The organism is Paenarthrobacter sp. YJN-5, from assembly GCF_015040095.1.
GTDB lineage: Bacteria > Actinomycetota > Actinomycetes > Actinomycetales > Micrococcaceae > Arthrobacter > Arthrobacter ureafaciens.
In genome coordinates this window covers 41785-63211 of the sequence record NZ_CP053545.1, presented here as the reverse complement: position 1 = coordinate 63211, position 21427 = coordinate 41785, and the positions used below count along the sequence as shown (strand labels likewise).

General features: G+C 63.6%; 28 protein-coding genes. 8 read left to right on the top strand and 20 right to left on the bottom strand.

Annotation, left to right across the window (positions count from 1 at the left end; genetic code table 11):
- Positions 1-5: 5 nt before the first annotated feature.
- From HMI59_RS21340 to nrdI, 10 genes are all read right to left on the bottom strand, one after another.
- Positions 6-1298, bottom strand: a complete 1293-nt coding sequence (locus tag HMI59_RS21340; protein ID WP_227471701.1) for a glycosyl hydrolase — start codon at positions 1296-1298, stop codon at positions 6-8.
- A gap of 115 nt (positions 1299-1413) precedes the next feature.
- On the bottom strand, positions 1414-1812 hold the full coding sequence (locus HMI59_RS21335) for an SLOG family protein (protein WP_193594137.1): 399 nt from the start codon (positions 1810-1812) through the stop codon (positions 1414-1416).
- Entirely contained in the window at positions 1812-2117 is a 306-nt protein-coding gene (locus HMI59_RS21330; RefSeq protein ID WP_193594136.1) for a hypothetical protein, read from the bottom strand. Before HMI59_RS21330 ends, HMI59_RS21335 begins: the two co-directional genes overlap by 1 nt.
- Positions 2114-2425 (bottom strand): hypothetical protein, encoded by a 312-nt coding sequence (locus tag HMI59_RS21325; protein WP_193594135.1) that lies wholly within the window; start codon positions 2423-2425, stop codon positions 2114-2116. Before HMI59_RS21325 ends, HMI59_RS21330 begins: the two co-directional genes overlap by 4 nt.
- Before the next feature lie 4 nt (positions 2426-2429).
- Complete coding sequence (locus tag HMI59_RS21320; protein WP_193594134.1) at positions 2430-2912, bottom strand: hypothetical protein; 483 nt, start codon at positions 2910-2912, stop codon at positions 2430-2432.
- Between the two features lie 69 nt (positions 2913-2981).
- On the bottom strand, positions 2982-3386 hold the full coding sequence (locus tag HMI59_RS21315; protein ID WP_193594133.1) for a hypothetical protein: 405 nt from the start codon (positions 3384-3386) through the stop codon (positions 2982-2984).
- Between the two features lie 115 nt (positions 3387-3501).
- Positions 3502-3780, bottom strand: coding sequence for a hypothetical protein (locus HMI59_RS21310; RefSeq protein ID WP_193594132.1), 279 nt, complete (start codon positions 3778-3780; stop codon positions 3502-3504).
- 149 nt (positions 3781-3929) lie between these two features.
- Positions 3930-4907, bottom strand: a complete 978-nt coding sequence (gene nrdF / locus HMI59_RS21305; protein ID WP_193594131.1) for a class 1b ribonucleoside-diphosphate reductase subunit beta — start codon at positions 4905-4907, stop codon at positions 3930-3932.
- Positions 4908-5259: 352 nt separating this feature from the next.
- Positions 5260-7386 carry a class 1b ribonucleoside-diphosphate reductase subunit alpha gene (gene nrdE / locus HMI59_RS21300; protein WP_227471728.1) on the bottom strand — a complete coding sequence of 709 codons (2127 nt, stop codon included), beginning with the start codon at positions 7384-7386 and terminating at the stop codon, positions 5260-5262.
- A gap of 14 nt (positions 7387-7400) precedes the next feature.
- Entirely contained in the window at positions 7401-7823 is a 423-nt protein-coding gene (gene nrdI / locus HMI59_RS21295; protein WP_193594129.1) for a class Ib ribonucleoside-diphosphate reductase assembly flavoprotein NrdI, read from the bottom strand.
- 237 nt (positions 7824-8060) lie between these two features.
- On the opposite strand from nrdI, the gene HMI59_RS21290 reads away from it, so the two are divergent.
- The 3 genes from HMI59_RS21290 to HMI59_RS21280 all read left to right on the top strand — a co-directional run bounded on the left by HMI59_RS21290 (position 8061) and on the right by HMI59_RS21280 (position 9421).
- Positions 8061-8654, top strand: a complete 594-nt coding sequence (locus HMI59_RS21290) for a hypothetical protein (protein ID WP_193594128.1) — start codon at positions 8061-8063, stop codon at positions 8652-8654.
- Between the two features lie 53 nt (positions 8655-8707).
- Entirely contained in the window at positions 8708-8941 is a 234-nt protein-coding gene (locus HMI59_RS21285) for a hypothetical protein (protein WP_193594127.1), read from the top strand.
- Between the two features lie 210 nt (positions 8942-9151).
- On the top strand, positions 9152-9421 hold the full coding sequence (locus HMI59_RS21280) for a hypothetical protein (RefSeq protein ID WP_193594126.1): 270 nt from the start codon (positions 9152-9154) through the stop codon (positions 9419-9421).
- Between the two features lie 82 nt (positions 9422-9503).
- On the opposite strand, the gene HMI59_RS21275 is transcribed toward HMI59_RS21280, so the two are convergent.
- The 6 genes from HMI59_RS21275 to HMI59_RS21250 all read right to left on the bottom strand — a co-directional run bounded on the left by HMI59_RS21275 (position 9504) and on the right by HMI59_RS21250 (position 13029).
- The gene (locus HMI59_RS21275; RefSeq protein WP_227471700.1) at positions 9504-9845 is read right to left on the bottom strand and encodes a hypothetical protein; all 342 of its coding nucleotides are present in this window, start codon (positions 9843-9845) and stop codon (positions 9504-9506) included.
- A gap of 40 nt (positions 9846-9885) precedes the next feature.
- Positions 9886-10179: a hypothetical protein gene (locus tag HMI59_RS21270; protein ID WP_193594125.1), complete on the bottom strand. Its 294-nt coding sequence runs from the start codon at positions 10177-10179 to the stop codon at positions 9886-9888.
- A 38-nt stretch (positions 10180-10217) separates the two neighbouring features.
- Positions 10218-10418, bottom strand: a complete 201-nt coding sequence (locus HMI59_RS21265; protein ID WP_193594124.1) for a hypothetical protein — start codon at positions 10416-10418, stop codon at positions 10218-10220.
- 32 nt (positions 10419-10450) lie between these two features.
- Positions 10451-11014: an exonuclease domain-containing protein gene (locus tag HMI59_RS21260; protein WP_193594123.1), complete on the bottom strand. Its 564-nt coding sequence runs from the start codon at positions 11012-11014 to the stop codon at positions 10451-10453.
- Positions 11015-11032: 18 nt separating this feature from the next.
- A complete protein-coding gene (locus tag HMI59_RS21255; RefSeq protein ID WP_193594122.1) occupies positions 11033-11761 on the bottom strand; it encodes an HNH endonuclease in 729 nt (242 codons plus the stop codon).
- Between the two features lie 518 nt (positions 11762-12279).
- Positions 12280-13029, bottom strand: coding sequence for a DUF2958 domain-containing protein (locus tag HMI59_RS21250; protein ID WP_193594121.1), 750 nt, complete (start codon positions 13027-13029; stop codon positions 12280-12282).
- A 23-nt stretch (positions 13030-13052) separates the two neighbouring features.
- On the opposite strand from HMI59_RS21250, the gene HMI59_RS21245 reads away from it, so the two are divergent.
- A complete protein-coding gene (locus tag HMI59_RS21245) occupies positions 13053-14021 on the top strand; it encodes a DUF4238 domain-containing protein (protein ID WP_193594120.1) in 969 nt (322 codons plus the stop codon).
- A gap of 33 nt (positions 14022-14054) precedes the next feature.
- Here the strand turns inward: HMI59_RS21245 and HMI59_RS21240 are convergent, their stop codons facing one another.
- Both HMI59_RS21240 and HMI59_RS21235 read right to left on the bottom strand, forming a co-directional pair.
- Positions 14055-14606, bottom strand: a complete 552-nt coding sequence (locus tag HMI59_RS21240; RefSeq protein ID WP_193594119.1) for a hypothetical protein — start codon at positions 14604-14606, stop codon at positions 14055-14057.
- 45 nt (positions 14607-14651) lie between these two features.
- Positions 14652-17621, bottom strand: a complete 2970-nt coding sequence (locus HMI59_RS21235) for a sigma-70 family RNA polymerase sigma factor (protein ID WP_193594118.1) — start codon at positions 17619-17621, stop codon at positions 14652-14654.
- Positions 17622-17805: 184 nt separating this feature from the next.
- Here HMI59_RS21235 and HMI59_RS21230 point away from each other — a divergent pair, with 184 nt between their 5' ends.
- From HMI59_RS21230 to HMI59_RS21220, 3 genes are all read left to right on the top strand, one after another.
- On the top strand, positions 17806-18717 hold the full coding sequence (locus HMI59_RS21230; protein WP_193594117.1) for a hypothetical protein: 912 nt from the start codon (positions 17806-17808) through the stop codon (positions 18715-18717).
- Between the two features lies 1 nt (position 18718).
- Positions 18719-19357 carry a hypothetical protein gene (locus tag HMI59_RS21225; RefSeq protein ID WP_193594116.1) on the top strand — a complete coding sequence of 213 codons (639 nt, stop codon included), beginning with the start codon at positions 18719-18721 and terminating at the stop codon, positions 19355-19357.
- Between the two features lie 94 nt (positions 19358-19451).
- Positions 19452-19697, top strand: coding sequence for a hypothetical protein (locus HMI59_RS21220; RefSeq protein WP_193594115.1), 246 nt, complete (start codon positions 19452-19454; stop codon positions 19695-19697).
- Here HMI59_RS21220 and HMI59_RS21215 read toward each other — a convergent pair whose 3' ends face one another.
- Positions 19698-20807, bottom strand: a complete 1110-nt coding sequence (locus tag HMI59_RS21215; RefSeq protein ID WP_193594114.1) for a hypothetical protein — start codon at positions 20805-20807, stop codon at positions 19698-19700. It abuts the gene before it with no gap.
- 200 nt (positions 20808-21007) lie between these two features.
- Complete coding sequence (locus HMI59_RS21210; RefSeq protein ID WP_193594113.1) at positions 21008-21190, bottom strand: hypothetical protein; 183 nt, start codon at positions 21188-21190, stop codon at positions 21008-21010.
- A 62-nt stretch (positions 21191-21252) separates the two neighbouring features.
- Between HMI59_RS21210 and HMI59_RS21205 the strand changes: the two genes are divergently transcribed.
- Complete coding sequence (locus tag HMI59_RS21205) at positions 21253-21423, top strand: hypothetical protein (RefSeq protein WP_193594112.1); 171 nt, start codon at positions 21253-21255, stop codon at positions 21421-21423.
- The last annotated feature ends 4 nt before the right edge of the window (positions 21424-21427 follow it).

Genomic DNA, 21427 nt, shown 5'->3' with positions numbered 1-21427 from the left:
GACCCTTAGTGAACCAGCCGGGACAGACAATCCTTGGGCCGGGAACGCGGAGCGCCCGGCTGCTGGGCCACGTGCACCGGGGTGGTCACCGGCGGCTTGCCAGACCGGCGGCGAAGGCAGTTGACGACGAGGTGCTGCTTTCGATCCGCCAGTCGGCTTCCTTGTTCAGGTTGAACCACCCCGGTGACGTCGGGCTGGCTGCGCAGGTACGGGATCAGTGCGGTGTTCCAGTCTGCTTTCGAGCCGCCAGCCTCAGTGCTGGCCGTTTCGGTAATGATGATCTGTTTGCCCGGTGCAATCAAGCGCAGCTGGTCCAGCCAGTGGCCGTATAGGGCCTCGGGTGACTGCCAGGAGCTCCAGCTCTGTGTGGTGCCCCAGTTGTAGGCGTCCAGCCCTAGGACGTCCACGTATCCGGTTCCGGGGTACATGGCAGCCATGTCGCCGGCCCCTCCACCGTTGGGCGCCCATAACCAGGTCACGTTCGTGGCTCCGGCCGCCGTTACGACGTTATGGACGTGCTGCCAGGCCCGAATGTAGTCGCCGGGCTGGTTGCCGTTGGTGACCTCGCACCAGGGGTACCAGTCGCCGTTCATCTCGTGGGCGAAGCGAAGCATCAACGGTTTGCCCCAGGCAGCCAGATCCAAGCCCCATTGCCGGATGTAGCTGTCGAAGCTGCCGCCGGCGATCGCGGCCAGTGTGTAGGCGGGCTGGACTGGTCCGCCGACGGAAGCGTCCCAGGGCTCCCAGGTGATCATCGGCACGGCACCGCGCGCACTGGCCGCCGAGACCTCGGCAATGGGCGCAGGCTGCCGGAAGTCCTTGTAGCTCAGGAGGATGGAGGGCTGTTCACCGACGAGTCGGGACGTTGCGTCGATTTCGGTGGTGGCGGCCATGCCACCGGCGGGGATGAGACCAAACCGCAGCGGTGAACTGCTAACCGGGGGCAAGGCCGGTGCCGGGGCCACGACCGTGAAAAGCTTGGACGCAGTGGTCCCGCCCGCCTTGGCTGTCACTGTCAGGGAAGCCTCGGTGGTGTCCGGGATGGTGATCACGGCGTTGAAGCTGCCGTTCTTGGCTGTCTTGAAAGCAACGCTGTTGGCGCTGCAGGCGAGGGTCCCGGTGGTCAACCCGGGAAACCCTGATCCTGAGACGGTCACGCTGGTCCCCGCCGGGCCCGTGGCGGGGCTGAGGCTGATCGTTGGCGCGGGGGCGGCCTGGGCGAGGGTGGCGTTGGCGCCGGTGAGGGCGGCGGCGATCCCGAGCCCGATGACGGTGCGACGGGTGGCTGTTCGCTTCATGGTGTGCTCACTTCTGTCTTTCCGCCAAGCTATATCTGATGGTGCCCTGGCAACAGAAGTGCCTGCACGCGCAAAAGGGAAGGCCGGCAGGCATGTCCGGGGCCGATCTCCCGCTTTAGTCTGTCACGGCGGTCGTCGCCTCGTAGACGGTGGTGGGGATGCCCTGCTTTTGGGCGTAGCGGAGGCAGTGACTGGCGCCGCCGGACTTGTCCAAAATGAAGGCGATCAGGTGGTCCGGCCTGGTGTCGACCATGGCCTTGTTGCGCGTGTATCCGGCCGCCATGTCCTGTGAACCGTCAGCTTTCCGCCACTTCGCCGGGTGAAGCTCCAGGGTCAGCCCGTTGTGGGCCCAGATCTCTTCGCAGATCCGGTCGGCGCCCTTCGGGCATTTCCCGGAGACCAGGATGGCTTCGGGGTCACGCCCGGTCGAGTCCCACCAGTCCCGGAGGGCGTCCCTGATGACGGCGCGGTCGGTCCAGCCGCGGGAGCCGGTGATGAGCAGGCGAGGAGGCATCAGTCGTCCTTGTCTTCAAGTTGGGCTTCCCGGATTTCGGGGTGGGAGGCCATGGCGGTATCGGCCAGTTCCCGTGCCGCTATTGCCGTTGCGTGGCTGCGGAACTCGCGGCAGAGGGCGGCATAAGAGATGAGGTTCGCGGTCTCCTGGGCCTTCAGCAGGTCTTCGGCGGCCTTTGCAGCCGCCAGGGATGCCTGGATAGAGACCTTGGCCAGGGCGCTTGCCTCAGAGACAGGCGTTCCGGATGCGTGCATGTCGTCGAGGGCTTTGAGCCCGTCGAGGGCCAGCTGGTAGTGGGTTGTCATTCTTGTCCTTCGGTAGCGAGGAAATGGGCGAAGCATGGGTCGTAGTTGAATCCGCAGATCTGGCAGAAGGCACCAGCGGAGGAGTCCCCACAGGTCTCGCAGCCAGCGCACATTCCGGGATTGACCTCGACGTTGTCGTGGGCTTCCAGCAAGGCCGCTCGGGCAGCTGTCTCGTCGGTGCCGAGCAGGCTGGCGATGTGGGGCAGGAACCCGTCTGCCGCGGTATCACCGCAGGAGCAGTGCACCGGGTCGTCACCCGCACAGGCGGGCAGGTGGCCGGCGAGGCCCGTGTCCTGGGTTACGGCCATGGCCTCAGTCCTGCCCGGTGAACGACCAGGACAGCCGGTGCGGGATGCCGGTGGTGATGCAGGCGGCCGCGTACTCGATGGCGCCTTCAGCGTTGAAGCCGAAAGGGTTGATCCAGTCCATGCCCGGTGTGCCGTCGGACAGTCGGATGTTGCTGGCGCCCTGGACGTGCCAGCTGGTGTCGGGGTGCCGGGTTTCCTTCGGCCAGGACAGCATGCCCATCTCAGCCAGCTTCTGCGCATGGGCCTTGTACGGTGCGAGTGTCTCTTCCCGGCTGCCGAAGGCTCCGCCGTCCAGCCACTCATTCCAGCCTGTTCCGGGGTGGCCCTTTGACTCGAACTGGTTCCGGGCAAGGAGCTCTGCTGTGTATTCGATCAGGCGGGAGTGCAGGTTGTATGCGGGGTACTTCTCGGGGGCAGCTTTGGGGTAGCTCAAGGGCTGGTCCATCCGTGTAGGCGTCGGGTCTTTAGGCACAATGTGTGCGGACATTGCCCAACCCCTCCCCGGCAGGAACCGAGCAACGATGACAAGGCGCTGCACTTCCAGTCCGGTTACCGTTCAGCGGCAAACGAGCGCGTAGGTGTGGGGATCTGAAATGCCGGGAAAGGGAGCGTCGTGCGGAGTTTCGTCGGAGATGAGGATCTCCCTGATGAGCGAGATGACGGCGGCCCGCAGGTGCAGGGTGGTCTCGTCCTGGCGCGGCCAGCCAGTGGCTTTGAAGATGTCCACGACGTTGCTGGTGGCGTCCCACAGCACGCCCAGAAATGGATCCTGGAGGTGGACGCTCAGAGTGAAAGGATCCTGGCTGCGCAGGTGCCGGCGCATGGACTCGTCGGTGAGCCATAGTGCCGCTTCGGTCGTGGAGGCGACGAAGTGGTTTTCGAAGGCCCCGTCAGAGACTGCCCACAGCAGTTGGCTGGTTGGTGTTCGTGCAGGCGGCCGCCGCGCTGTCTGGATACTCATGACCGCTATGTGTGCGGACGGTTCTGGTTCCGGGCACAGAAAGGGGCAGCCGGGTCAACCGGCCACCCCTTTATTGCACTCCACGACGTCCCGGTCGCAGCTCCCCAGGCGAGACCTAGCCGAACGCCCCTCGGGCATCCGCCTCATTGTCGAAGAGCCGGCAGCCCCAGTACGTCCAGGTTCCGTCCTTGTGCCGCCGGAACAGGTGGCGGCTGTCGGAGCTGAAGCTGTACTGGCGCACGGCATCGTCCAGGGTCTCTGCCTGGATCGGGGACTCGTTGAGTTGCCAGGCAGTCTGCGATTCACCTGTCGCGGCGAAGCCTTCGGCCCAGATGGTGAAAAGCGTCTTGCCTGTCTCGGTATGTGCGCTGGTTTCAACGGCCATTGCTGTCATGGTGCATTCCCTCCGTACCTGGCTGCTGGGGAGCCGCGGCCAGCTTCAGAGAATTTGTCCCTCCAAAAGCAGGCCGCGGCGGTAGAATTGTGAGGAAGAGCAGGATTGCGCATTCTACTCAGCTTCCTCCCCAGAAATTGGGCAAAATGCTAAAAATCCCAGTCCGAAGACTCGGTTTTTACTGCCTTTGACGACCCCATGACATACGACGAGCCGCTGCCCGAGAAAAAGTCGTGGTTCTCGTCTGCGTTGGGTGACAGAGCCGAAAGGATGGCGGGGTTCACGTCGGTCGTGCCAGGGCCGAACATTGGCTCGTAGCCGAGGTTCATGAGCGCCTTGTTGGCGTTGTAGTGCAGGAACTTCTTGACGTCTTCGGCCAGGCCGACGCCGTCATAGAGGTCGTGCGTGTAGTGGACCTCGTTTTCGTAGAGCTCCATGAGCAGGTCGTAGGTGTAGTCGTGGAGTTCTTCGCGGCGCTCCGCGCTCTCCTTCTCCAGGCCCTTCTGGAACTTGTAGCCGATGTAGTAGCCGTGGACGGCCTCGTCCTTGATGATGAGGCGGATGAGGTCTGCGGTGTTCGTGAGCTTGGCCCGGGAGGACCAGTACATCGGCAGGTAGAAGCCGGAGTAGAACAGGAAGCCTTCGAGCAGGGTGGAGGCAATCTTGCGCTTGAGCGGGTCGTCGCCCTGGTAGTAGTCCATGACGATCTGGGCCTTCTTCTGCAGGTTCTCGTTTTCGACGGACCAGCGGAAGGCTTCGTCGATCTCCTTGGTCGAGCACAGCGTCGAGAAGATCGAGGAGTAGGACTTGGCGTGCACGGACTCCATGAAGGCGATGTTCGTGTAGACGGCTTCCTCGTGCGGGGTGATGGCGTCCGGGATGAGGCTGACAGCACCAACCGTGCCCTGGATGGTGTCCAGCAGTGTCAGGCCCGTGAAGACGCGCATGGTGAGCAGCTGCTCTTCCGGGGTCAGGGTCGCCCAGGACTGGACGTCGTTGGACAGCGGGATCTTCTCCGGCAGCCAGAAGTTGTTGACGAGGCGGTTCCAGACCTCGACGTCCTTCTCGTCCTGGATGCGGTTCCAGTTGATCGCGTGGGCCTGTTCGATGAGTTGGAGTGCTCCCATGGTGTTCTCTTTCGTGGTGATGTCGTGCCGCGGATAACGTCCTGCGGCGCTCAAGGTGTCTGGATTCCCTATGCGCCCCGGAGTCCGACGGGCGTTTCGTGGCCCGTCGGCTGATGCCAGACGCAGAGGAGGGCGTGGCGAAACCAAGCGCAGCGGCCGCTCTGCCCGCAGAAGCTCAGTGGCACCCACATGGGTCAGTAACTCGGGGGCGGCCGGCTGCCCTTGTCCGTCACTGGCTATGTGTGCGGCAGGGCCCGCTGGTGTCTCCTCCGCAGCAGAAAGCCCCGGCAGGATCCCTGCCGGGGCTTTCTGGCGGGCTCAGTGCGTCATGCGCAGCTTGAGCCGGGGAGCATCAGAGCGTGCAGGACACGCAGTTGTCCACCTGCGTCCCCTCCAGCGCGAGCTGGCGGAGACGGATGTAGTAGATGGTCTTGATGCCCTTACGCCAGGCGTAGATCTGGGCCTTGTTGATGTCGCGGGTGGTGGCGGTGTCCTTGAAGAACAGCGTCAGCGACAGGCCCTGATCGACGTGCACGGTGGCCGCGGCGTACGTGTCGATGATCTTCTCGTAGCCGATCTCGTAGGCGTCGGCGTAGTACTCCTGGTTGTCGTCCGTGAGATACGGCGCCGGGTAGTAGACGCGGCCGAGCTTGCCTTCCTTGCGGATTTCGATCTTGGAGGCGATGGGGTGGATCGACGACGTCGAGTTGTTGATGTAGGAGATCGAGCCGGTCGGCGGGACGGCCTGGAGGTTCTGGTTGTAGATGCCGTGCTCCACGACGGAGGCCTTCAGCTGCTCCCAGTCCGCCACGGTCGGCAGGGTGATGCCGAACTTCGCGAAGAGCTCCTGGCCGCGCTCGGTCTGGGGCAGCCAGGACCGGGTGGTGTACGTGTCGAAGAACTCCCCGCTGGCGTACTTGGACCGTTCAAAGCCCTCGAACGTTGTTCCCCGCTGGATGGCGATCTGGTTGGATGCCCGCAGCGCGTGGTAGGCCACGGCGGCGAAGTAGGAGCTGACGAAGTCCAGGGCTTCCTCCGAGCCGTAGTGGACCCGCTCGCGTGCCAGGAACCCGTGCAGATTCATCTGGCCCAGGCCGATGGCGTGTGACTTCCGGTTGCCGTTGGCGACCGGCGGGACGGACTGGATGTCGGATTGGTCGGAGACCGCGGTAAGCCCCAGGATGGCGGCCTCGACCGTGGCGCCCAGGTCCCCGCCGTCCATGGCAGCGGCGATGTTCATGGAGCCCAGGTTGCAGGAGATGTCCTTGCCCACGGTGTCGTAGCTCTGGTCCTCGTTGAAGGTGCTGGCAGAGGACACCTGCAGGATCTCGGAGCAGAGGTTGCTCATGATGATCTTGCCGTCGATCGGGTTCGCCTTGTTCACCGTGTCCTCGAACATGATGTACGGGTAGCCGGACTCGAACTGGATCTCAGCGAGGGTCTGGAAGAACTCGCGGGCGTTGATCTTGGTCTTCTTGATCCGCGCGTCGTCGACCATCTCGTAGTATTTCTCGGTGACGTTGATGTCGGAGAACGGCATGCCGTAGACCTTTTCGACGTCGTAGGGCGAGAACAGGTACATGTCCTCGTCCTTCTTGGCCAGCTCGAACGTGATGTCCGGGATGACCACGCCAAGGGAGAGGGTCTTGATGCGGATCTTCTCGTCCGCGTTCTCCCGCTTGGTGTCCAGGAACCGGTTGATGTCCGGGTGGTGGGCGTGCAGGTAGACGGCGCCGGCGCCCTGGCGCTGGCCGAGCTGATTGGCGTAGGAGAAGGTGTCTTCCAGCAGCTTCATCACGGGGATGATGCCTGAGGACTGGTTTTCGATCTTCTTGATCGGTGCGCCAACCTCGCGCAGGTTGGTCAGGCACACTGCGACGCCGCCGCCGCGCTTGGAGAGCTGGCCGGAGTTGGAGACGGCCTTGAAGATGGACTCGAGGTTGTCTTCGGTGCGCAGCAGGAAGCAGGAGACCAGCTCGCCCCGCTGTTTCTTGCCGGTGTTCAGGAAGGTCGGGGTGGCCGGCTGGAAGCGGCCGGTGACCATTTCGTCGACCAGCTGGCGCGCGATGGCTTCGTTTCCATCGGCCAGGCCGAGGGCGACCATGGTGACGCGGTCTTCGTAGCGTTCCAGGAACCGCTTGCCGTCGAAGGTCTTCATGGCGTAGGAGGTGTAGAACTTGAAGGCGCCCAGGAAGGTCGGGAACCGGAACTTGTGCCGGTATGCCTGCTGGAACAGGGACTTGATGAAGGCGAAGTCGTACTTGGCGATCAGCTCGGCCTCGTAGTAGTGGTTCTTCACCAGGTAGTCGAGCTTCTCCGCCAGGTCGTGGAAGAACACCATGTTCTGGTTCACGTGCTGCAGGTGGTACTGCCGGGCAGCCTCACGGTCGGCGGCGAACTGCATTTTGCCGTCAGCCCCGTAAAGGTTCAGGTAGGCGTTCAGCTCGTGGTAGCCAAGGCCCTTGTACGCCTCCGGCAGAAGGTCGTCCTTGCTTACGCGCTCGGGCGCAAGGGTGTTCGTTCCCAAAATTTCTCCAATCCAGTGCGGACACGCTCCACGTCTTCCGGGGTGCCCATGAGTTCTACTCGGTACAACAGTTGTGTGCGGCATTTGGCCGCAATGACATCCCCTGCCAGGCAGTAGGAGTCATGGAAGTTGGTGTTCCCCGCGGCTATGACACCTCGGATGAGATTCCGGTTGGCTTCGACGTTGAGGAACTTGATCACCTGTTTCGGCACCGCCCCGCCCTCCGGGCCTCCACCGTAGGTGGGGGTGACCAGAACGAACGGCTCGGTGGCGAGCAAGGTGTCGTCGGAGGTGCGTACCGGCAGCCGGTCAGCTGCCAGGCCGAGCTTCTCAACGAAGCGGTGGGTGTTGTTCGAGACCGAGGAGAAGTAAATGAGTTTCCCCGTCACGGTCCAGCACCATCCTCTGTTTTGGCCGGCGTTCCCGGCCCTTGGTGTTCCCCTATGCGTCCCGGCCGACGACGGGCGTCAGCTGAGCGTTGAGGCTTGTTTGCGCTCACCCGAACGGGCGGCCCTTGCACATGTGTGCGGCGTGAAGGATCCCGTTCACCCCCTCAGACATTGACACATTTACAGAAAGCTGTTTATGGTTACAGCAATACCGATCGCCCACGAAAGCAGGAAGCTATGGCCCTCCCGGACATCACCCTCACGCCCGCAGACCCGGTCGTCGACGAAGTACTCACCCCGAACGCCGCGGCAGCCTACCTGCGGACCACGCGTCCGAACATCGCCAAGGTCCTGGCTGCCGGCTACCTCACCGACCTGTCGATGTCCTCCCTGGCGCCGCTGCGGACCGCCGATTTCGTTTCCGCAGGCGGCCATTTGCCGCTGATCCAGACGGCACCGGCCGAGCAAAGCACCGATGGCTGGCGCAAGTGGTGGGGTGACGCCCCTGCGCTCAGTAATGAGGACTGGCTGAACGCACAGCGCGGCGACTGGACCGGTGCCGGTGCCGACCGGATCGAAAAGGCTGGCTACCTTCTGGTCGGACTCGGCGGCCTCATCACCGGCGTCACCAAGGTCATCAGGGCTGTCCCGTCCGGGTCCCCGCGCAAGGCCCGCTTCGAGCTCGAGCTGCTTGGCCGGCTGACCGGGGATCTGAAGTCCTTTGCGAAGTCCTTCCCGGAGACCTCGACCGACGAGGATCAACTGTTCGCCTTCACGCTGGTCGGCAAGCGGTACGAGCCCCGTGCCGGAGGCTCCGTCATGTGGCTCTAAAGCCACCTCCCTGCAGTTTCCACATTCTCAGGAATCCCACCGAAAGGCATGCCGTGACGCTTGTCCCCGTGATCACCATCGAGCACCTCATCAAGCATGACCTGGTCCACGCGGAGGCGGCGGAGAAGCACCGACACAAGTGGCCACGCCTCAACGAAATTCTTGCTGGCGCCCCAGGCACGGAGCCGGACAGCACGACGCTGATCACTATGTCGGGCGGCACGCTGGAGAAGGCACTGGTGGACGCCAATGTGCGACGCCGCGGGAATCCCGGAGGAGGACCGTGAAGGCATCCGACTGCTCTCGGGCGGTGAGTTCAGGATCGACTCCGGTGTCAAGGACCGGCGAACCATCGGCATCATCGGTGCGGGGGGGTCGCCGAGGTAGCGACGTGTGAAGCCTGGCTTCCGGTTTTCGCAACCGAGGCGAAGTACAGTGCCTGGGTCAACGGCGGCCACGGCTACTGCAAGAAGGCGCCGGAAACCTATTCCAACCAGGTGATCTGCTACCTCCACGGGTGTATCGACGCGCGGCTGAACGACGATGTGGAGTTCATTTGGCTCGGCAACGCCGTGACAGATCCCGGCCTCGCCCCCTGGGGCCGCAAAGGCATCGTCGTATCGGATTTCAAGTGGGCCGGCCTTGAAGAGGCCCACAAGCTGCAGGAGCTCGCCCGGGAGCGGTGTAACGCGCTCACCTGGGCAACGCCCGGGGAGGGAGGCCATCACTGCAGCGCTGGCGGCCGAAGGGTTCGCCGCCGAGGCTGAAGCGATTGTGCGGTTCCTGCGCACCGGCGGTCCGTCCGCCAACTAACGCCTTGACCGGTCCGGACACAATCCCATGCCGGTCTTAGCGCAACATGCAGCCGCGGTGGGGCATGACGTGGGTCCGGTGCTCGATGCAGCAGAAGTTCTCGTGGTCGCAGCCCACATGCTCGTAGTTGTCGGCGAGGGTGTCCACGCTGACCCGGTCACGATGTCCGGTCCCAGGGGCGACAGCGCTCAGAATGATGGTCCTCCCTGAGCGGAGACCGCTGAGGGTCCACTGGCTGCCGTCCGCCTTGTCCTTGTAGACGTGGCCGATGCCCAGCGAGATGCGGATCGGCGGCATGGCGAGTGTCTCTGCGGACAGCTTCACGGGGATGCTGGCGCCCGGTGCAGGACGGGCCTGGCGGGGTGCGTTCTCTTCCATGGCCCGGATGTGTGCGGCGCGGGCAGCTGGGCTTCCCTCTTTAGCGGAAAAGGCAGCCCATATGGGGAGTGGTGTGGGTCCCGTGGACGTCGCAGCAGGCTTCGTCATGATCGCAGCCCAGGAACACGTAGTCCGTTGCAAGCTCCTCCAAAGTGACGTAGTCGCGGACTTCACGCGCGGGCCCATCCGGGTCATGCAGCAGACAGCTGCGGGCCTTTGACCGGCGCCCGCCGACAGAGAACACCAGACCTGTTGCACGGCAGCGGTACTTGTCGCCAAGGCCCGGTCGGACGCCGGGAGTGGACGGAGGGGTGGGTGTAGTCATGGAGCTCATGCGGGTGATGTGTGCGGCGGTCCGCCGCCGGCTCCCCGTCAGGTGGCAGCGTCGAAGTCGCGGCCCAGCTCGTCGGTGGTGACGTACTCGCGGACGTCGCAGTCGATGCCGTAGTACTCCTCGGTCAGGGAGATGAGCCCCGATCCGGTGACCCGGTCAACGTGCCAGGTCCGGCCGGTGGAGTGTTTGCGGTAGCGGGCGCCGGCGGCGGGCGCAGATGGAGCGACGAGTGCTGTCATGTTTTCCTTGTGTGCGGCTCCCAGCCCGGGTGTCACTGGATGCCGAGGCTGCGGTAGAGGCCGGTTATGGAGGTGGCGTTGTGGCGGGCAGCCAGGGCCAGCGCGATGCGGGCGCAGGTGCGCGCGTCATCCCCGGCGTTGTGGGCTGCGAATGCGGGCAGGCCAAGGTGCGCTGCCACGTCGGCGAGTTTGTTCTTGGGCAGCCGGAACGCGGCTCGTGCCAGGGTCTCGGTGCACCGGAACTCGTTGGCCGGCCTCGGCAGCCCTGCGATCTCGAAGGACGTCCGCAGCACGGCGCCGTCGTACCCGATGTTGTGCGCGAGCACGGGCCCGTCACCGATGAGTCCGGCCAGGGTGTGCATGGAGTCTTCGAGAGAGGGCGCCCCGGCCACCATGGCGGCGTCGATGCCGTGTACCCGGGTGGCGTAACGATCGAACGAGTCGATGCCGGTGTGCGGACGGATCAGCCAGGACCGGGTGTGAGTGATGATGCCGTCGCGGACCACCGCCACACCCACGGCGCAGGCGGAGGCTCGGTCGGAGTTGGCGGCTTCGAAGTCGATGGCCGTGAAGTCCAGGCCGGGGATCGTTTCCATGGACCCTATGTGTGCGGATCAGCTTCTAGTCATCACCGATTCGATAGTCCCCTGAGATGGCCACAGGGAAAACTCAAGCTGTTCAAGCGCCTCGGGCTGGCTGCACTCCAAGGTCAGGTCGATGTCTTCTGCAGCAGCCTCCGCGGCAGCTTCGGTCAGCAGGACCTGGAATTCTTGGGCCTCGGTTATGAGCTTGCTTCCTTTGAGCAGATTGCAACCGAGGTGGGCCAGGGCGCAATTGGCGCGAGTATGTCCGCCTCCCAGCGAAATAGGCACTTTGTGCTCCAAAGACATGCTCTTCGGATCCGGCCAGCTGATGAGGGGGTCAATGGTTGCTTCACAAAGCCAGCAGATTCCCTCATCCCTTTCCCAGATCTCCGCGAGGCTGAAGTCCTCCACCGTGACACCGCGCAGCCTTGCCCGGCGTCGGGCAGACGTGTTGCGGGATATTTCCCTGGCTTTCTCCGGGTTGGCCGCACGCCAGGCGGCATTCTGCATCTGGGCACGTTCGCGGTTGTTCCGGTAGTAGAGCTTGCCTATAGCGCTCTTCTGCTCCGCGTTGGCCGCATTCCATTCGACGGCCCGCTGCTTCAGCATTTCATCGTTACGTCTGTACCAAGCCGCCTGCTGGCATGCGGTCGAGCAGTACCGGGCATCGGCGGCCATATGCCAAGGGATCACCGCCTGGCAGTTGCCACAGTGTCGAATGGTCAGACTCCTCAGCCGAATAGTCTGCTGGCGGGCCATCCGAATCGCTTGAGCGCATACGTCCGAGCACATCTTGTTTCCACCTCGGCTGCTCGTGAAGAAGAGGCAACCGCAGTATCCACAGACTCGAGGTGGCGCGGCAAATTCCGCCAAGCGCCCGGCTCGCAATGCCCTCTGGTGGCATCTTTTGCACAGTCCCAGCGCGTGGTCGGCGATTCGGTCGCAGTCGGACCACTGACAGATGGCAGGCCCCATCTCCACTTCACCAACCATCTCCGCCCAGGACTTCATGCAAGTTACCCTAGGGGCCAGCACTGACAGTTTTGAGCACCGCCGACGCATAGAGGGACGAAAGGCCCGGCGGGCACCATGATGGTGCCCGTACCGGACCCCTTCAGCGTAGCGTTCCTGCCCGGAGCGAAGCTCCCGTCCCGACTCCCAAAACGTCGGCGGGGTGCCCCATCGGGAGGCGCCCTGCCAAGGGTGGGAAGGCTGCAAGCACCATGAGGTGCTGGCCCTCATGTGTGCGGCGTCAGGAAAGTCTCTCCCCGGCCGCCTCAGTCCACAGGGCGTTCCTGGTCCCGCCATTTCTCAGCGATGGTGCGCATGTCCAGCATCCCGTCCCATCCGGACTCCATGTAGGCATTCGCGGCGAACCCGGCGAAACGTTCAACAGTGTCCCGGTCCTCGAAGCCGGTGACACCCAGCAGATTGCCGTCGTGGACGTAGTTGAAAGCGAACCGATGGTGTTCGTCCCAGAGCTTGCGGTCCTCCGGGCTGAGCGGATCCGGCTCATCGGGTCCATCCCAGCCGAAGTCGTGAACTTCGTCGTCGACATCGGCGGCGGCTTCATCCCGGTACTTGGGTATGCATTCCTTCGCGGGGGTGCCCGGCTTGAAGTCCAGGTCGCGTTCGATCGGCAGCCCCATCTGTCCGCGGACGCTTTCCACTTCGCCGAGGTCGATGTAGCCCCATTCACCGCCGAGGCCGAGGTTCACATAACCGAAGGCCACATTCTCACCGGAATCGTATTCGGCGATGTACCAGTCCATGCCGCCCTGGAAGTAATGCGCCTGAATGGGTTTGTCACCGATGGGCCCGTCGTTGTCGGTCTCGTAGAGCTTGGGCCAGGAGGCCATCTGCTCTGCCGGCGGGTAGAAGTCGTGGCCGCGACGGCTCCGCTGGGTTTCCGCCGGTCGCTCCGGCGCGGGGGCCGGGAGGGCCACCTCCGGTTCGGCGTGGGCGGTAGGTGCAAACTGCCCGCCAGCGGGAATGCCCTGCGGCTGGCGGTTGATGCTTTCGGTCATGGCGGTCTCCTCAGACAGGCTTGATGTTCACCCGCTTTGTGTACGGCCAGCTGACGGGAACGACGGCCGGCGCCGCCACGTGCCACCCTTGGTTGGTGAAGAACAATCCAACGACTCGGCAGCATGTGGTCTCGCAGGCGCTTCTGAACAGGTTCGCGTCCCCGGATGGACTGATCAGCGCCTATGACGTCCGCTGGGGAGACACGAAGCAGAAGACGTCCAAGGCCATCGGCTTCCAGGAAAACTTCGTGAAGCACGAGCCGGACGCGGCCGAAGCGATCTGGAGGGAAGTCGAAGACCGGATCGGGCCGGCGTTCACCGAGATTGACCAGCAGCCGGCACAGTTATCCGCGCTGACCGAAGGGGCGGTCAAGGATCTGGTCGCACTGCACTTTGCACGGAGCCTTGCCACCGCAGCTGGCCATGAACAGGCCCTCGCGGACACTGAACGGAGGGTCCGCAGCGACACCCCAACCTTGGCCCGGCTCGCGCGGCTCAAATACCAAGGCCTGCATCTTGAGCATGCACCCAGCATCCTCGCGGAGATAGCCGACGGAATCATGGCGGACGTCCGCTCCGAGGAATCTGCGGGCATCATCTTCCGTGACGACGTCCTTCGGTATTTCGGGGCCACCCGTACCAGCTTCACCAGCTACAGCCTCATGGTGCGGCCCGTGGTCACGGGTGCCGAGCTGCTGCTCGGTGACTGTCCGGCCATCTCGGTGTCCCGCGAAATGGCTTCCTCATCGATCAGGTCACCGCTGTTCGATGCCAACCTGATCGCCATGCCGCTCGGCCCGAACCACGTGGCCTTCGTCTACCCCGACGGAATCGAAGAGCCTGTTATTCCGGTAGGGCCCGAGCAGGCCCTCCATCTCAACGGCATCCAGGTAGACCAGGCGTCACGTCAGGTTTACTCCCGGCCCGGAAGCGGGTTGGACATGATGGCCCGTGCGCGCCGGGCGCCGCTGCGAAAACCTGACCGGATGTGAAGGAAGGTCCCTCAAAATTGCACGTTTGAAGGGTCAGGCAACCAGTTGAAGGACTTCTGAGTGCGCCTGCCGGTACGCGTCCGCCCACGCCTCGATGGGTGCGATCAGGGCTGGCTCGCCGGGACCGCCAAGCAGTCCGATGCGCTCCAGACGGTCCCAGACACGGAAGCCGTACGGGCCGGTGTCGTCCTTGACCCACTTGAGGGCCTTGGAAACCAGCGCGAACTCGGCAACAGGTTCCACGGGAACAGGCCAGCGGCCGGGGGCGACGCACGCGAGCCAGCGCACCTGATGAGCGCGGGCGCCCAGGATCGGGACCATGCCGAGGGCGTATTCCTTGTCGCCATGGCCAGCCTGGACGACGGAGCCGACGACCGCGGTGCGAATGGCTCCGCCCATGTTGTCCCACGCCTTGACCTGCACGGCGGCATCGGGGAGAACGTAGAGGTCGCCGACGTCTTCCTTGCGTCCGGCGCCGAGGTAGCGCATCGCCTTGTCCAGTGCGAACTCCGGCAGGAGGTTCACCAGGACGGGAACCGACTCGCGTTCGAAGCGGTCGCCTTTGTCTTTTGAGCTGTTGGCCATGGCAGTCCTATGCGCGTCGGCGGCTGACGGGGCGCCCTCAGCCGCTCACACGAATGGGTCCTCGTCATCGGGGACGAGCACGGCGTCGAACAGTTCCGCCCCGAAGGCCAGATCAGCGAACGGGTCATCTTCCGAGTCAGCGATGACAGGGTGCGCTGTGGCTTCAGGTCCGGCGAACGGGTCCACGTCATCGGGAACCAGGACAACATCGGGCTCTGGCATGGGTGCTGCCTCTACGGGCGCCTGCACGACAGGCTCTGACTCCCAGGGCGCGAGCTTGCCCTTGCGCCACGACGGGTCTACCGCGTCGATCTCGGCGAGCCGCTCTCGTGTGATGGTGCCAAGGCGCAGCGCGGTTCGTTGAGCATTCATCCAGGCACCGAGCCTGTGGCCCGATTCGACGTGCTTGAAAGGAACCCTGGCATGGCCTTCGCGGGCCACGAAGCCCGCCAGGCGTGCCAGTGCCAGATCCCATTTGATCTGCCACTTGTCCACCACGGGGCCGGTGGGCGTCTTCCTGGCCTTTGCCTTCTTCGGAGCTTTTGGGGCCTTCGGAGCCGGCACCTTGGCCGCAGCTTCCGTCGGCGTGCCCGCCAGGATTTTGGTGTGTCCGTCGAAGAACTCCCGTAGTCCGGCGGTAACTGCCGGCTCCCGGAGCGCCGTAAACGCCTTCGTTTCGATCTGGCGGATCCGTTCCCGTGAGACTCCGTAGATACTGCCGATCTGGTCCAGTGTCAGCGGCTCCCCGTAAATGCCGAAACGGTGGGCGAGGACGCTGGCTTCGCGTTCGCTCAACCTGTCCAGAGCGCCGTGAACAGCGGTGCGAAGGCCCGCCAGGGCCGCCACATCGAAGGCCGTCGGCTCAGCCGGGTCGTAGAGGGCTTCGCCCAGCAGCTCGACGCCGCCCTTGCCGTCCGGGACTTCCCAGTCGAGGGAGGCCGGAGCGACCCTGATGCGCCTGATGTAGATGATCTCCTCGACCGTCTTGCCGGTGACCTCGGCGATCTCCTCAGCAGTGCCGTCGCGCCCTTCACGCTGCAGGAAGTCCCGTTCGGCAATGAAGACGCTCACGACCTGCTCATGCATGTGGACGGGAATCCTGATGGTACGTGACTGGTCAGCGATGCCGCGGATGATCGCCTGCCGGATCCACCAGGTCGCATAGGTGGAGAACCTGAAGCCTTTGGTGTGGTCAAACTTCTGAACGCCGCGATAGAGCCCGGTGTTGCCCTCCTGAATGAGGTCCAGGAGGTCCATGCCCCGGCCTGTGTATTTCTTCGCGATGGACACGACGAGGCGCAGGTTGGCATTCACGAGCTTCAAGACTGCCTCGCGGCCTTCGGCTGCGATCGTCTCCAGTTCGAGGATTGCCCTGCGTGCCTCCGGGCAGGCGGTCTTGAGGACGTGCTCGGCGTACAGTCCCGCCTCGATCGCAATGGCCAGGTCAGTCACTTCCTGCGGGCTCAGCAGGTCAACATCCCCGATCTGGTTCAGGTAGAGGCGGATGTCTTCGCTGATTTCCCCGTCCAGGACCGGCCCATCCAGATCATCATCCCCTGCATTTTCCAGGACGAACGGAGTCGCAGGCGGTTCAGCGACTGGCTGTTCCGTGGGTTCCAGAATTTCCGGGGATGCGACGTAGGCGAGGAATTCTTCAATGGCTTCCACATCGGTTTCGATTCGGAACGTCCCCTGCCGGCGGGCGTACGGCAGGACAGCGCCAAGGTATTCATCCCCACGGATCTCCGGGTCTTCGACGGTGTTCCGGGAGTACAGGACCACGAAGCGTCCGGCCCTGCCGTCGGTCTTCTTCCGGATCACCCGTCCGAGGCGCTGGACTAGCTGGCGCTGGCTGCTGCTGGCCGCGACCATGATGCCCAGGTCGGCCTCGGGCACGTCGATGCCTTCGTCGAGTACCCGCGGAGCGGTGAGGACTTTAGCGGTGCCGTCCCGGAAGCTGCCGAGCGCGGATGCCCGGTCGTCCTTGCCCATTCCCGACATGACGGTCGCGGCCGGGTTGCCCATCGCGGCGCAAACCTGTGCTGCCGCCAGAGCCGACTTCTTGGTCTGCGTGAAGACCAGCGTCGGTCCGGAGCCGGTGATGGCCGGGTTCAGGGCGGCCAGGGCGATCCTTTTGGTAGGTGTTTCAGCGAGAAGGTTCTGCCGTCCGGTCATGGCTGCCATGTACTTGCGGGCCATCGCCGGCCCTGGTGAGTCAATCTTGCTGTCCGCCAGGCGGGCGACAGCCGAGATGAAGGGTGCGAACGGGTTCCGCGGCACGTTGAGGTAGATTTCCAGCGGCACGGCGGCCTTGGCCATGGTTTCGGTGAATGCGTCGTACTGGTCACGTTCAGCGGGTGTGAGTTCCACACCGACCATGGCGACGTCGAAGGGCGCGATGATCTTGTCGTCCAGCGCCCGGTCATACCAGAGCCGGAAGACGACCTCGCCGAAGAACGGTGCGAGCAGCTCCAGATGCTCACCGTCGGCGCGTTCGTAGGTTGCGGACAGGCCCAGCCGCCATTCATACCCGGCTTCGAGGGCCTCGGCGAACATCGGGGCCGCGTAACGGTGGCATTCGTCGGCAACGACCAGCCCGGCTTTGTGGTCGCGCAGAGTCTGGCGTGCGGCAGCGGAGTGGACAATAGCGACCAGCACGTCCACCGTGTCGAGGCTGTCGTGGTGGCTGTCGCCCAGGGCGCCGCGCCGGGCGCCGGGAAGGTCCCTCTTCAAGGCCCGCAGCCACTGGGTCTGCAACTCAGCGGTGGGAACGAGGATGAGGACCTTGAAACCACGCCGCACTGCCTCGAAAGCAGCGGCGACGCCCACCCGGGTCTTCCCTGATCCGGTGACTGCCTCGATGACCCCGCAGCGGCCGGCGGCACGCCAGTTGTCTACTGCTTCCTGCTGCCAGGTGTAAAGACCCGGATAGTCATCGGCGGCGCTGACAGGATTGTTCTCGGGCAAGTGGCGGGACGATGTGGGCGCAGGCCGGTGGGTCAAGACGGTACTCATGATCCTCAATGTGTGCGGCGAAGGCCGGCTCTGTGCACGCCGCTGAGAGACAAATCCTGCGCTTCGGAGGAAGCGGTGGTCGATACTTGGCCTATGCAATAGATGGCCCCCGGCCATTACTCGAACGTCTACGCATGTTCCAGGGCAGAGGCCAACCACTACCAGCACTCAGGGGTTTATCACCATGGACATCAAACGCCGCCGGATGCTCACCGAGCCAGGCGACACCCTCCTCCTGTCCAAGTCATCAATGGACACGGCCTTTCGGTTCACCAAATGGCAGGAGCTCACGGGCCTCACGCCCGACAGGTTCACTGCGGACCCGATTTGCTCCGTTCCGTTGCCCATCTACACCCAGGTGGCCCCTGGCACCCGGCAGTTTGCCTCTGTCAAACCCGAAATGATGTGGCACCCACTGTTTTGGTTGCCTCCACGCCTCGCGGGCCGCTACAACCTCCCCTCCGGCCCTAACGGTGCACTCGAGGTCGAGTCCACCACCATGTGGTCCATCCGCGTCGCCCTGGAGCTGACCGCCTCCGGCCTCTACAGCATCGAGGACGGCTGGCTCGACATCCTTGCCACGGTCGGCATCGACGTCGAGAACGAGGTCGATCTGGCCCGCATCGAAGAATGGCAGGCCGGCGGCGTCGACGACCTTCTCGACTCAATCGATCTGGACCTCTACCTTGCCTTGGAAAAGAACCCGAACTGGGCGCTCCAGTCAGCCATGGCCCTGACCGAGCCGGCCACCCACGCCCAGTGGGCGATCCTGGCCGATTCCCTCATGGAAGTCATCATGGACGCCCGCGACGAGGCGGCCACCACACCTCTGCGCGACGTACGCGAAACCCTCGCCGTCGTTGCCTCGCTGGCAGGCATCCAGCTCGACGAGGTGCCCACCGACGACGAGGAACCAGCCCAGGAGTTTTGGGACCGGGTCGAACTCGAGGCCCGTGACGGCATCTACTCCACAGTCGACGAGTTCCTGGCCGGACCGGCCGCAGAGGCGATGGGATGGCTGACACTGACCCGCGACACTTACTGGGAATCTGTCGAAGACCTCAAGACCCTCCAGGCCACCGAGGTGGCGGCCTGACATGATCGGAGTCCCCGTGGACGAATACATCCCGCTGGAAGCCCGAGTCAACCCCAACGGCTCCATCGACGTCCTCGTTGACGGAGAAACAGTTCCCGGGGGCTCCGGTCTCGCCATGGCCGCCGTACTGCAGCTCCTGACGCGGTACGCCGCGGAAAACGGAAAGCTTCTGATGACCACCACGCATCCGGACGGCAGCGTCACCCGCGACCTGGTTTCCGGGACCGGCGAGGTCACACCGTTCTACCCGGAGGTGACGCCGTCAGCAAAAACAGCTGCCGCGGCATCGGATCCTTCTGAGGAGGCACTGCTGCAGGTCCTCAAACAAAGCAGCCGCCGCCGCGTTGGATACTCCGAGATCGCCGCAGCACCGGTTGCACCAGCAGCACCAACAAGGACCCGGGTGAAGATGGGTGAAGGTGCGATCCCCAAATACGACGTCGAGGCCGACATCCAGAAGACCCTGGCATCGAAGAAACACCCGCCCAGCACGAAGAAGCGCCTCATCATTGCCGTGATCCTCACGGTACTGGTCCTGGCCGTGATCGCCTTGGTCGGGATGCCGCTGATCTCCGCGGCTACCCACCTGCTTGGCGCGCTGCCGGCTCAAGGACCAATCGCGACTCCTCTGCAGCTCTGATCCGGTTCCGCGAAGGCCGCCTCGTCCCTGTTGACCGGGCGGCCTTTTCGCTGTCCCGGTGAGACCGCCGCGGGATGCCGCACACATCGCCGACATGACGAACGTTCAGCAGACCAGTGCCGCGGCGTACGCCAGCCTTGAGGACCTTGGTGAAAGGCAGGCCGCCGTCCGCAACGCCATAAGTACTATGGGCGCCGCCTGCAACACCAAGATCGCCGAGTATCTCGACGTCCACGTCAACCAGCTGACCGGCCGGGTGTTTGAACTCCGCGCAAGGGCCTGGTCCGGGATGCGTACAGGGCCATCTGGCCGGACCGTCATTTGGTGGGAAACCGTCTGATCACGAAGGCTTGTGGCCGTCAACGATCCGGATGTTCAGTCGACTATCGTCGACTTCCGCGGATAGCCCGTGTCTTTTCGCGGTCTTCAAAGACCACTCCCATAATGCCGCCCCGAGAATTGTCCGCAGCTTCTCTGTCCCAAGGAACGGAGCGACTGCACTGCCGATGGTAGGAAATTTAATCCAGCTCCCCGGTGGAAGGCCAACCAGGATTGCGTGAAGAGCCCTGCCCAACCTCTCCTCGAAGTCCTCAAAATTGCCGTCAACGCCGGCAAGATGCGCGGAAACCTGTTTCATGATGAAAGTGGTTCCATCCTCGCTGGCTTTAATTACCGGGGTCTTTGCAGGAGAGGGCTCATCTGGCTTAACTGCCGGGGTACTTCGGCGAGGGGCGAATTCATCCTCGATCAAGCGCGCCATCTCCTGGTGCAGGGCTGCGATCTGGCTGTGGATTCTGCGCGATTCCTTCCAAAACCTCGCTGATTCTTTCGGGTTGTGTTCCCAGACAGCTGCCTCTTCCAACCCGTCCGGAATGGCACACCTGAACAGCCCTGCCAGGGTTTCCGCCAATTCCAGGACTAAGGTCATGTCCCCGACCAAGAGTGGTGACGGGCTGTTGAGCGTGTTGACCGACGCGCAGAGCTCCTCAATGCTGCCGAACATTTTGCCGAACTGCAGCCGGTCTTTCACCGTCTCCCGGTCGATCTGTGGGCAGTAGACACTCTCCATGATTTTGACAGTGTGTCCGTCATGGTCGGGAAAGAACCTCGGCAGAACTTTCTCCCGCAGCACCCATCGGAGCGCTTCCAGCTGCTTGTCGACCTGCTCCAAGGGATTGGGCTGGAGACTCCCGTTTCGGAGTTTCCATTTATGGCCTCTGTCCTTGGCCTCCGCGACGGTGTCGGGGTACCGCTTCCATTCGCTCAACATAACAGAACCGAGCTTGGTGTTGTAGAAAAGCCAATCAAGCTCGGCCACCGGCCTATTGGCGGCGTCAACACGACAATTACTGAACGCCCACACATCATCCCCCAGAAGCTCGTTGAGCTTGTCAACGTCGGCTCTTTTCGCCACCCGCGCAGATGTCGATGTTGATGGGAAATGCAGCATTGCTTGCTCCTCGTCGCCGGCGCTTGTTCCATAACGTACACACAAATCCATGACGACTCAGGAACGTCAGGCCATTTCCATGACATTGCGGGCATGACAACGAAATGTGTCCTGATTTTCTTTTCAAGTCCGGCGACCTTTGCCTGCGGCGCAGCACACCCCGACCCGCACACTCCTCCGGGGAGGACTCCTGGGCGGTCCTACTTTTTCAGAGTGATGAACAGGCCGGCGTACGTCTGGGCATTGGTTCCGGGCACGACCGACACAACCTCGTACCCGCCGGCAGCCCATTCATTGATGAGCGCAGTCGCCCCTGGCACCTCCTGCGTTCCGTCCGTTGAGCTGATGTGGTCAGGCACCCAGAACACCTTGTAGTCGGCCATGCGGCTGATTCTAGACGACTGCGGCGTAGACCTTTCCGGGATCTGCCGCACACATAGCGGCCATGGCGAACTCACCCTTCACGAACCAGGCTTCCTGCACCCCGTACGCCAGCCTTGATCCCGCCGGCTCCCCCGAGCCTCCGGAGCTGGACTACAAGTTCTTCTCCCCGGAGTTTCTGGACGAGCTCGAGGAGTACTACGCGGCAATGGCCGTCGGACAGATCTCCGCATAGAGGA

Coding starts and splice junctions, on each gene's coding strand:
- HMI59_RS21260 (WP_193594123.1), bottom strand. CDS start 11,014: ATGGAAACGATCCCCGGCCTGGACTTCACGGCCATCGACTTCGAAGCC.
- HMI59_RS21245 (WP_193594120.1), top strand. CDS start 13,053: ATGTTCACCCGCTTTGTGTACGGCCAGCTGACGGGAACGACGGCCGGC.
- HMI59_RS21240 (WP_193594119.1), bottom strand. CDS start 14,606: ATGGCCAACAGCTCAAAAGACAAAGGCGACCGCTTCGAACGCGAGTCG.
- HMI59_RS21250 (WP_193594121.1), bottom strand. CDS start 13,029: ATGACCGAAAGCATCAACCGCCAGCCGCAGGGCATTCCCGCTGGCGGG.
- HMI59_RS21205 (WP_193594112.1), top strand. CDS start 21,253: ATGGCGAACTCACCCTTCACGAACCAGGCTTCCTGCACCCCGTACGCC.
- nrdF (WP_193594131.1), bottom strand. CDS start 4,907: ATGGGAGCACTCCAACTCATCGAACAGGCCCACGCGATCAACTGGAAC.
- HMI59_RS21220 (WP_193594115.1), top strand. CDS start 19,452: ATGACGAACGTTCAGCAGACCAGTGCCGCGGCGTACGCCAGCCTTGAG.
- HMI59_RS21210 (WP_193594113.1), bottom strand. CDS start 21,190: ATGGCCGACTACAAGGTGTTCTGGGTGCCTGACCACATCAGCTCAACG.
- HMI59_RS21340 (WP_227471701.1), bottom strand. CDS start 1,298: ATGAAGCGAACAGCCACCCGTCGCACCGTCATCGGGCTCGGGATCGCC.
- HMI59_RS21275 (WP_227471700.1), bottom strand. CDS start 9,845: ATGGAAGAGAACGCACCCCGCCAGGCCCGTCCTGCACCGGGCGCCAGC.
- HMI59_RS21310 (WP_193594132.1), bottom strand. CDS start 3,780: ATGACAGCAATGGCCGTTGAAACCAGCGCACATACCGAGACAGGCAAG.
- HMI59_RS21255 (WP_193594122.1), bottom strand. CDS start 11,761: ATGGCCCGCCAGCAGACTATTCGGCTGAGGAGTCTGACCATTCGACAC.
- HMI59_RS21335 (WP_193594137.1), bottom strand. CDS start 1,812: ATGCCTCCTCGCCTGCTCATCACCGGCTCCCGCGGCTGGACCGACCGC.
- HMI59_RS21320 (WP_193594134.1), bottom strand. CDS start 2,912: ATGTCCGCACACATTGTGCCTAAAGACCCGACGCCTACACGGATGGAC.
- HMI59_RS21225 (WP_193594116.1), top strand. CDS start 18,719: ATGATCGGAGTCCCCGTGGACGAATACATCCCGCTGGAAGCCCGAGTC.
- HMI59_RS21315 (WP_193594133.1), bottom strand. CDS start 3,386: ATGAGTATCCAGACAGCGCGGCGGCCGCCTGCACGAACACCAACCAGC.
- HMI59_RS21230 (WP_193594117.1), top strand. CDS start 17,806: ATGGACATCAAACGCCGCCGGATGCTCACCGAGCCAGGCGACACCCTC.
- HMI59_RS21330 (WP_193594136.1), bottom strand. CDS start 2,117: ATGACAACCCACTACCAGCTGGCCCTCGACGGGCTCAAAGCCCTCGAC.
- HMI59_RS21325 (WP_193594135.1), bottom strand. CDS start 2,425: ATGGCCGTAACCCAGGACACGGGCCTCGCCGGCCACCTGCCCGCCTGT.
- HMI59_RS21265 (WP_193594124.1), bottom strand. CDS start 10,418: ATGACAGCACTCGTCGCTCCATCTGCGCCCGCCGCCGGCGCCCGCTAC.
- HMI59_RS21235 (WP_193594118.1), bottom strand. CDS start 17,621: ATGAGTACCGTCTTGACCCACCGGCCTGCGCCCACATCGTCCCGCCAC.
- HMI59_RS21290 (WP_193594128.1), top strand. CDS start 8,061: ATGGCCCTCCCGGACATCACCCTCACGCCCGCAGACCCGGTCGTCGAC.
- HMI59_RS21270 (WP_193594125.1), bottom strand. CDS start 10,179: ATGAGCTCCATGACTACACCCACCCCTCCGTCCACTCCCGGCGTCCGA.
- HMI59_RS21215 (WP_193594114.1), bottom strand. CDS start 20,807: ATGCTGCATTTCCCATCAACATCGACATCTGCGCGGGTGGCGAAAAGA.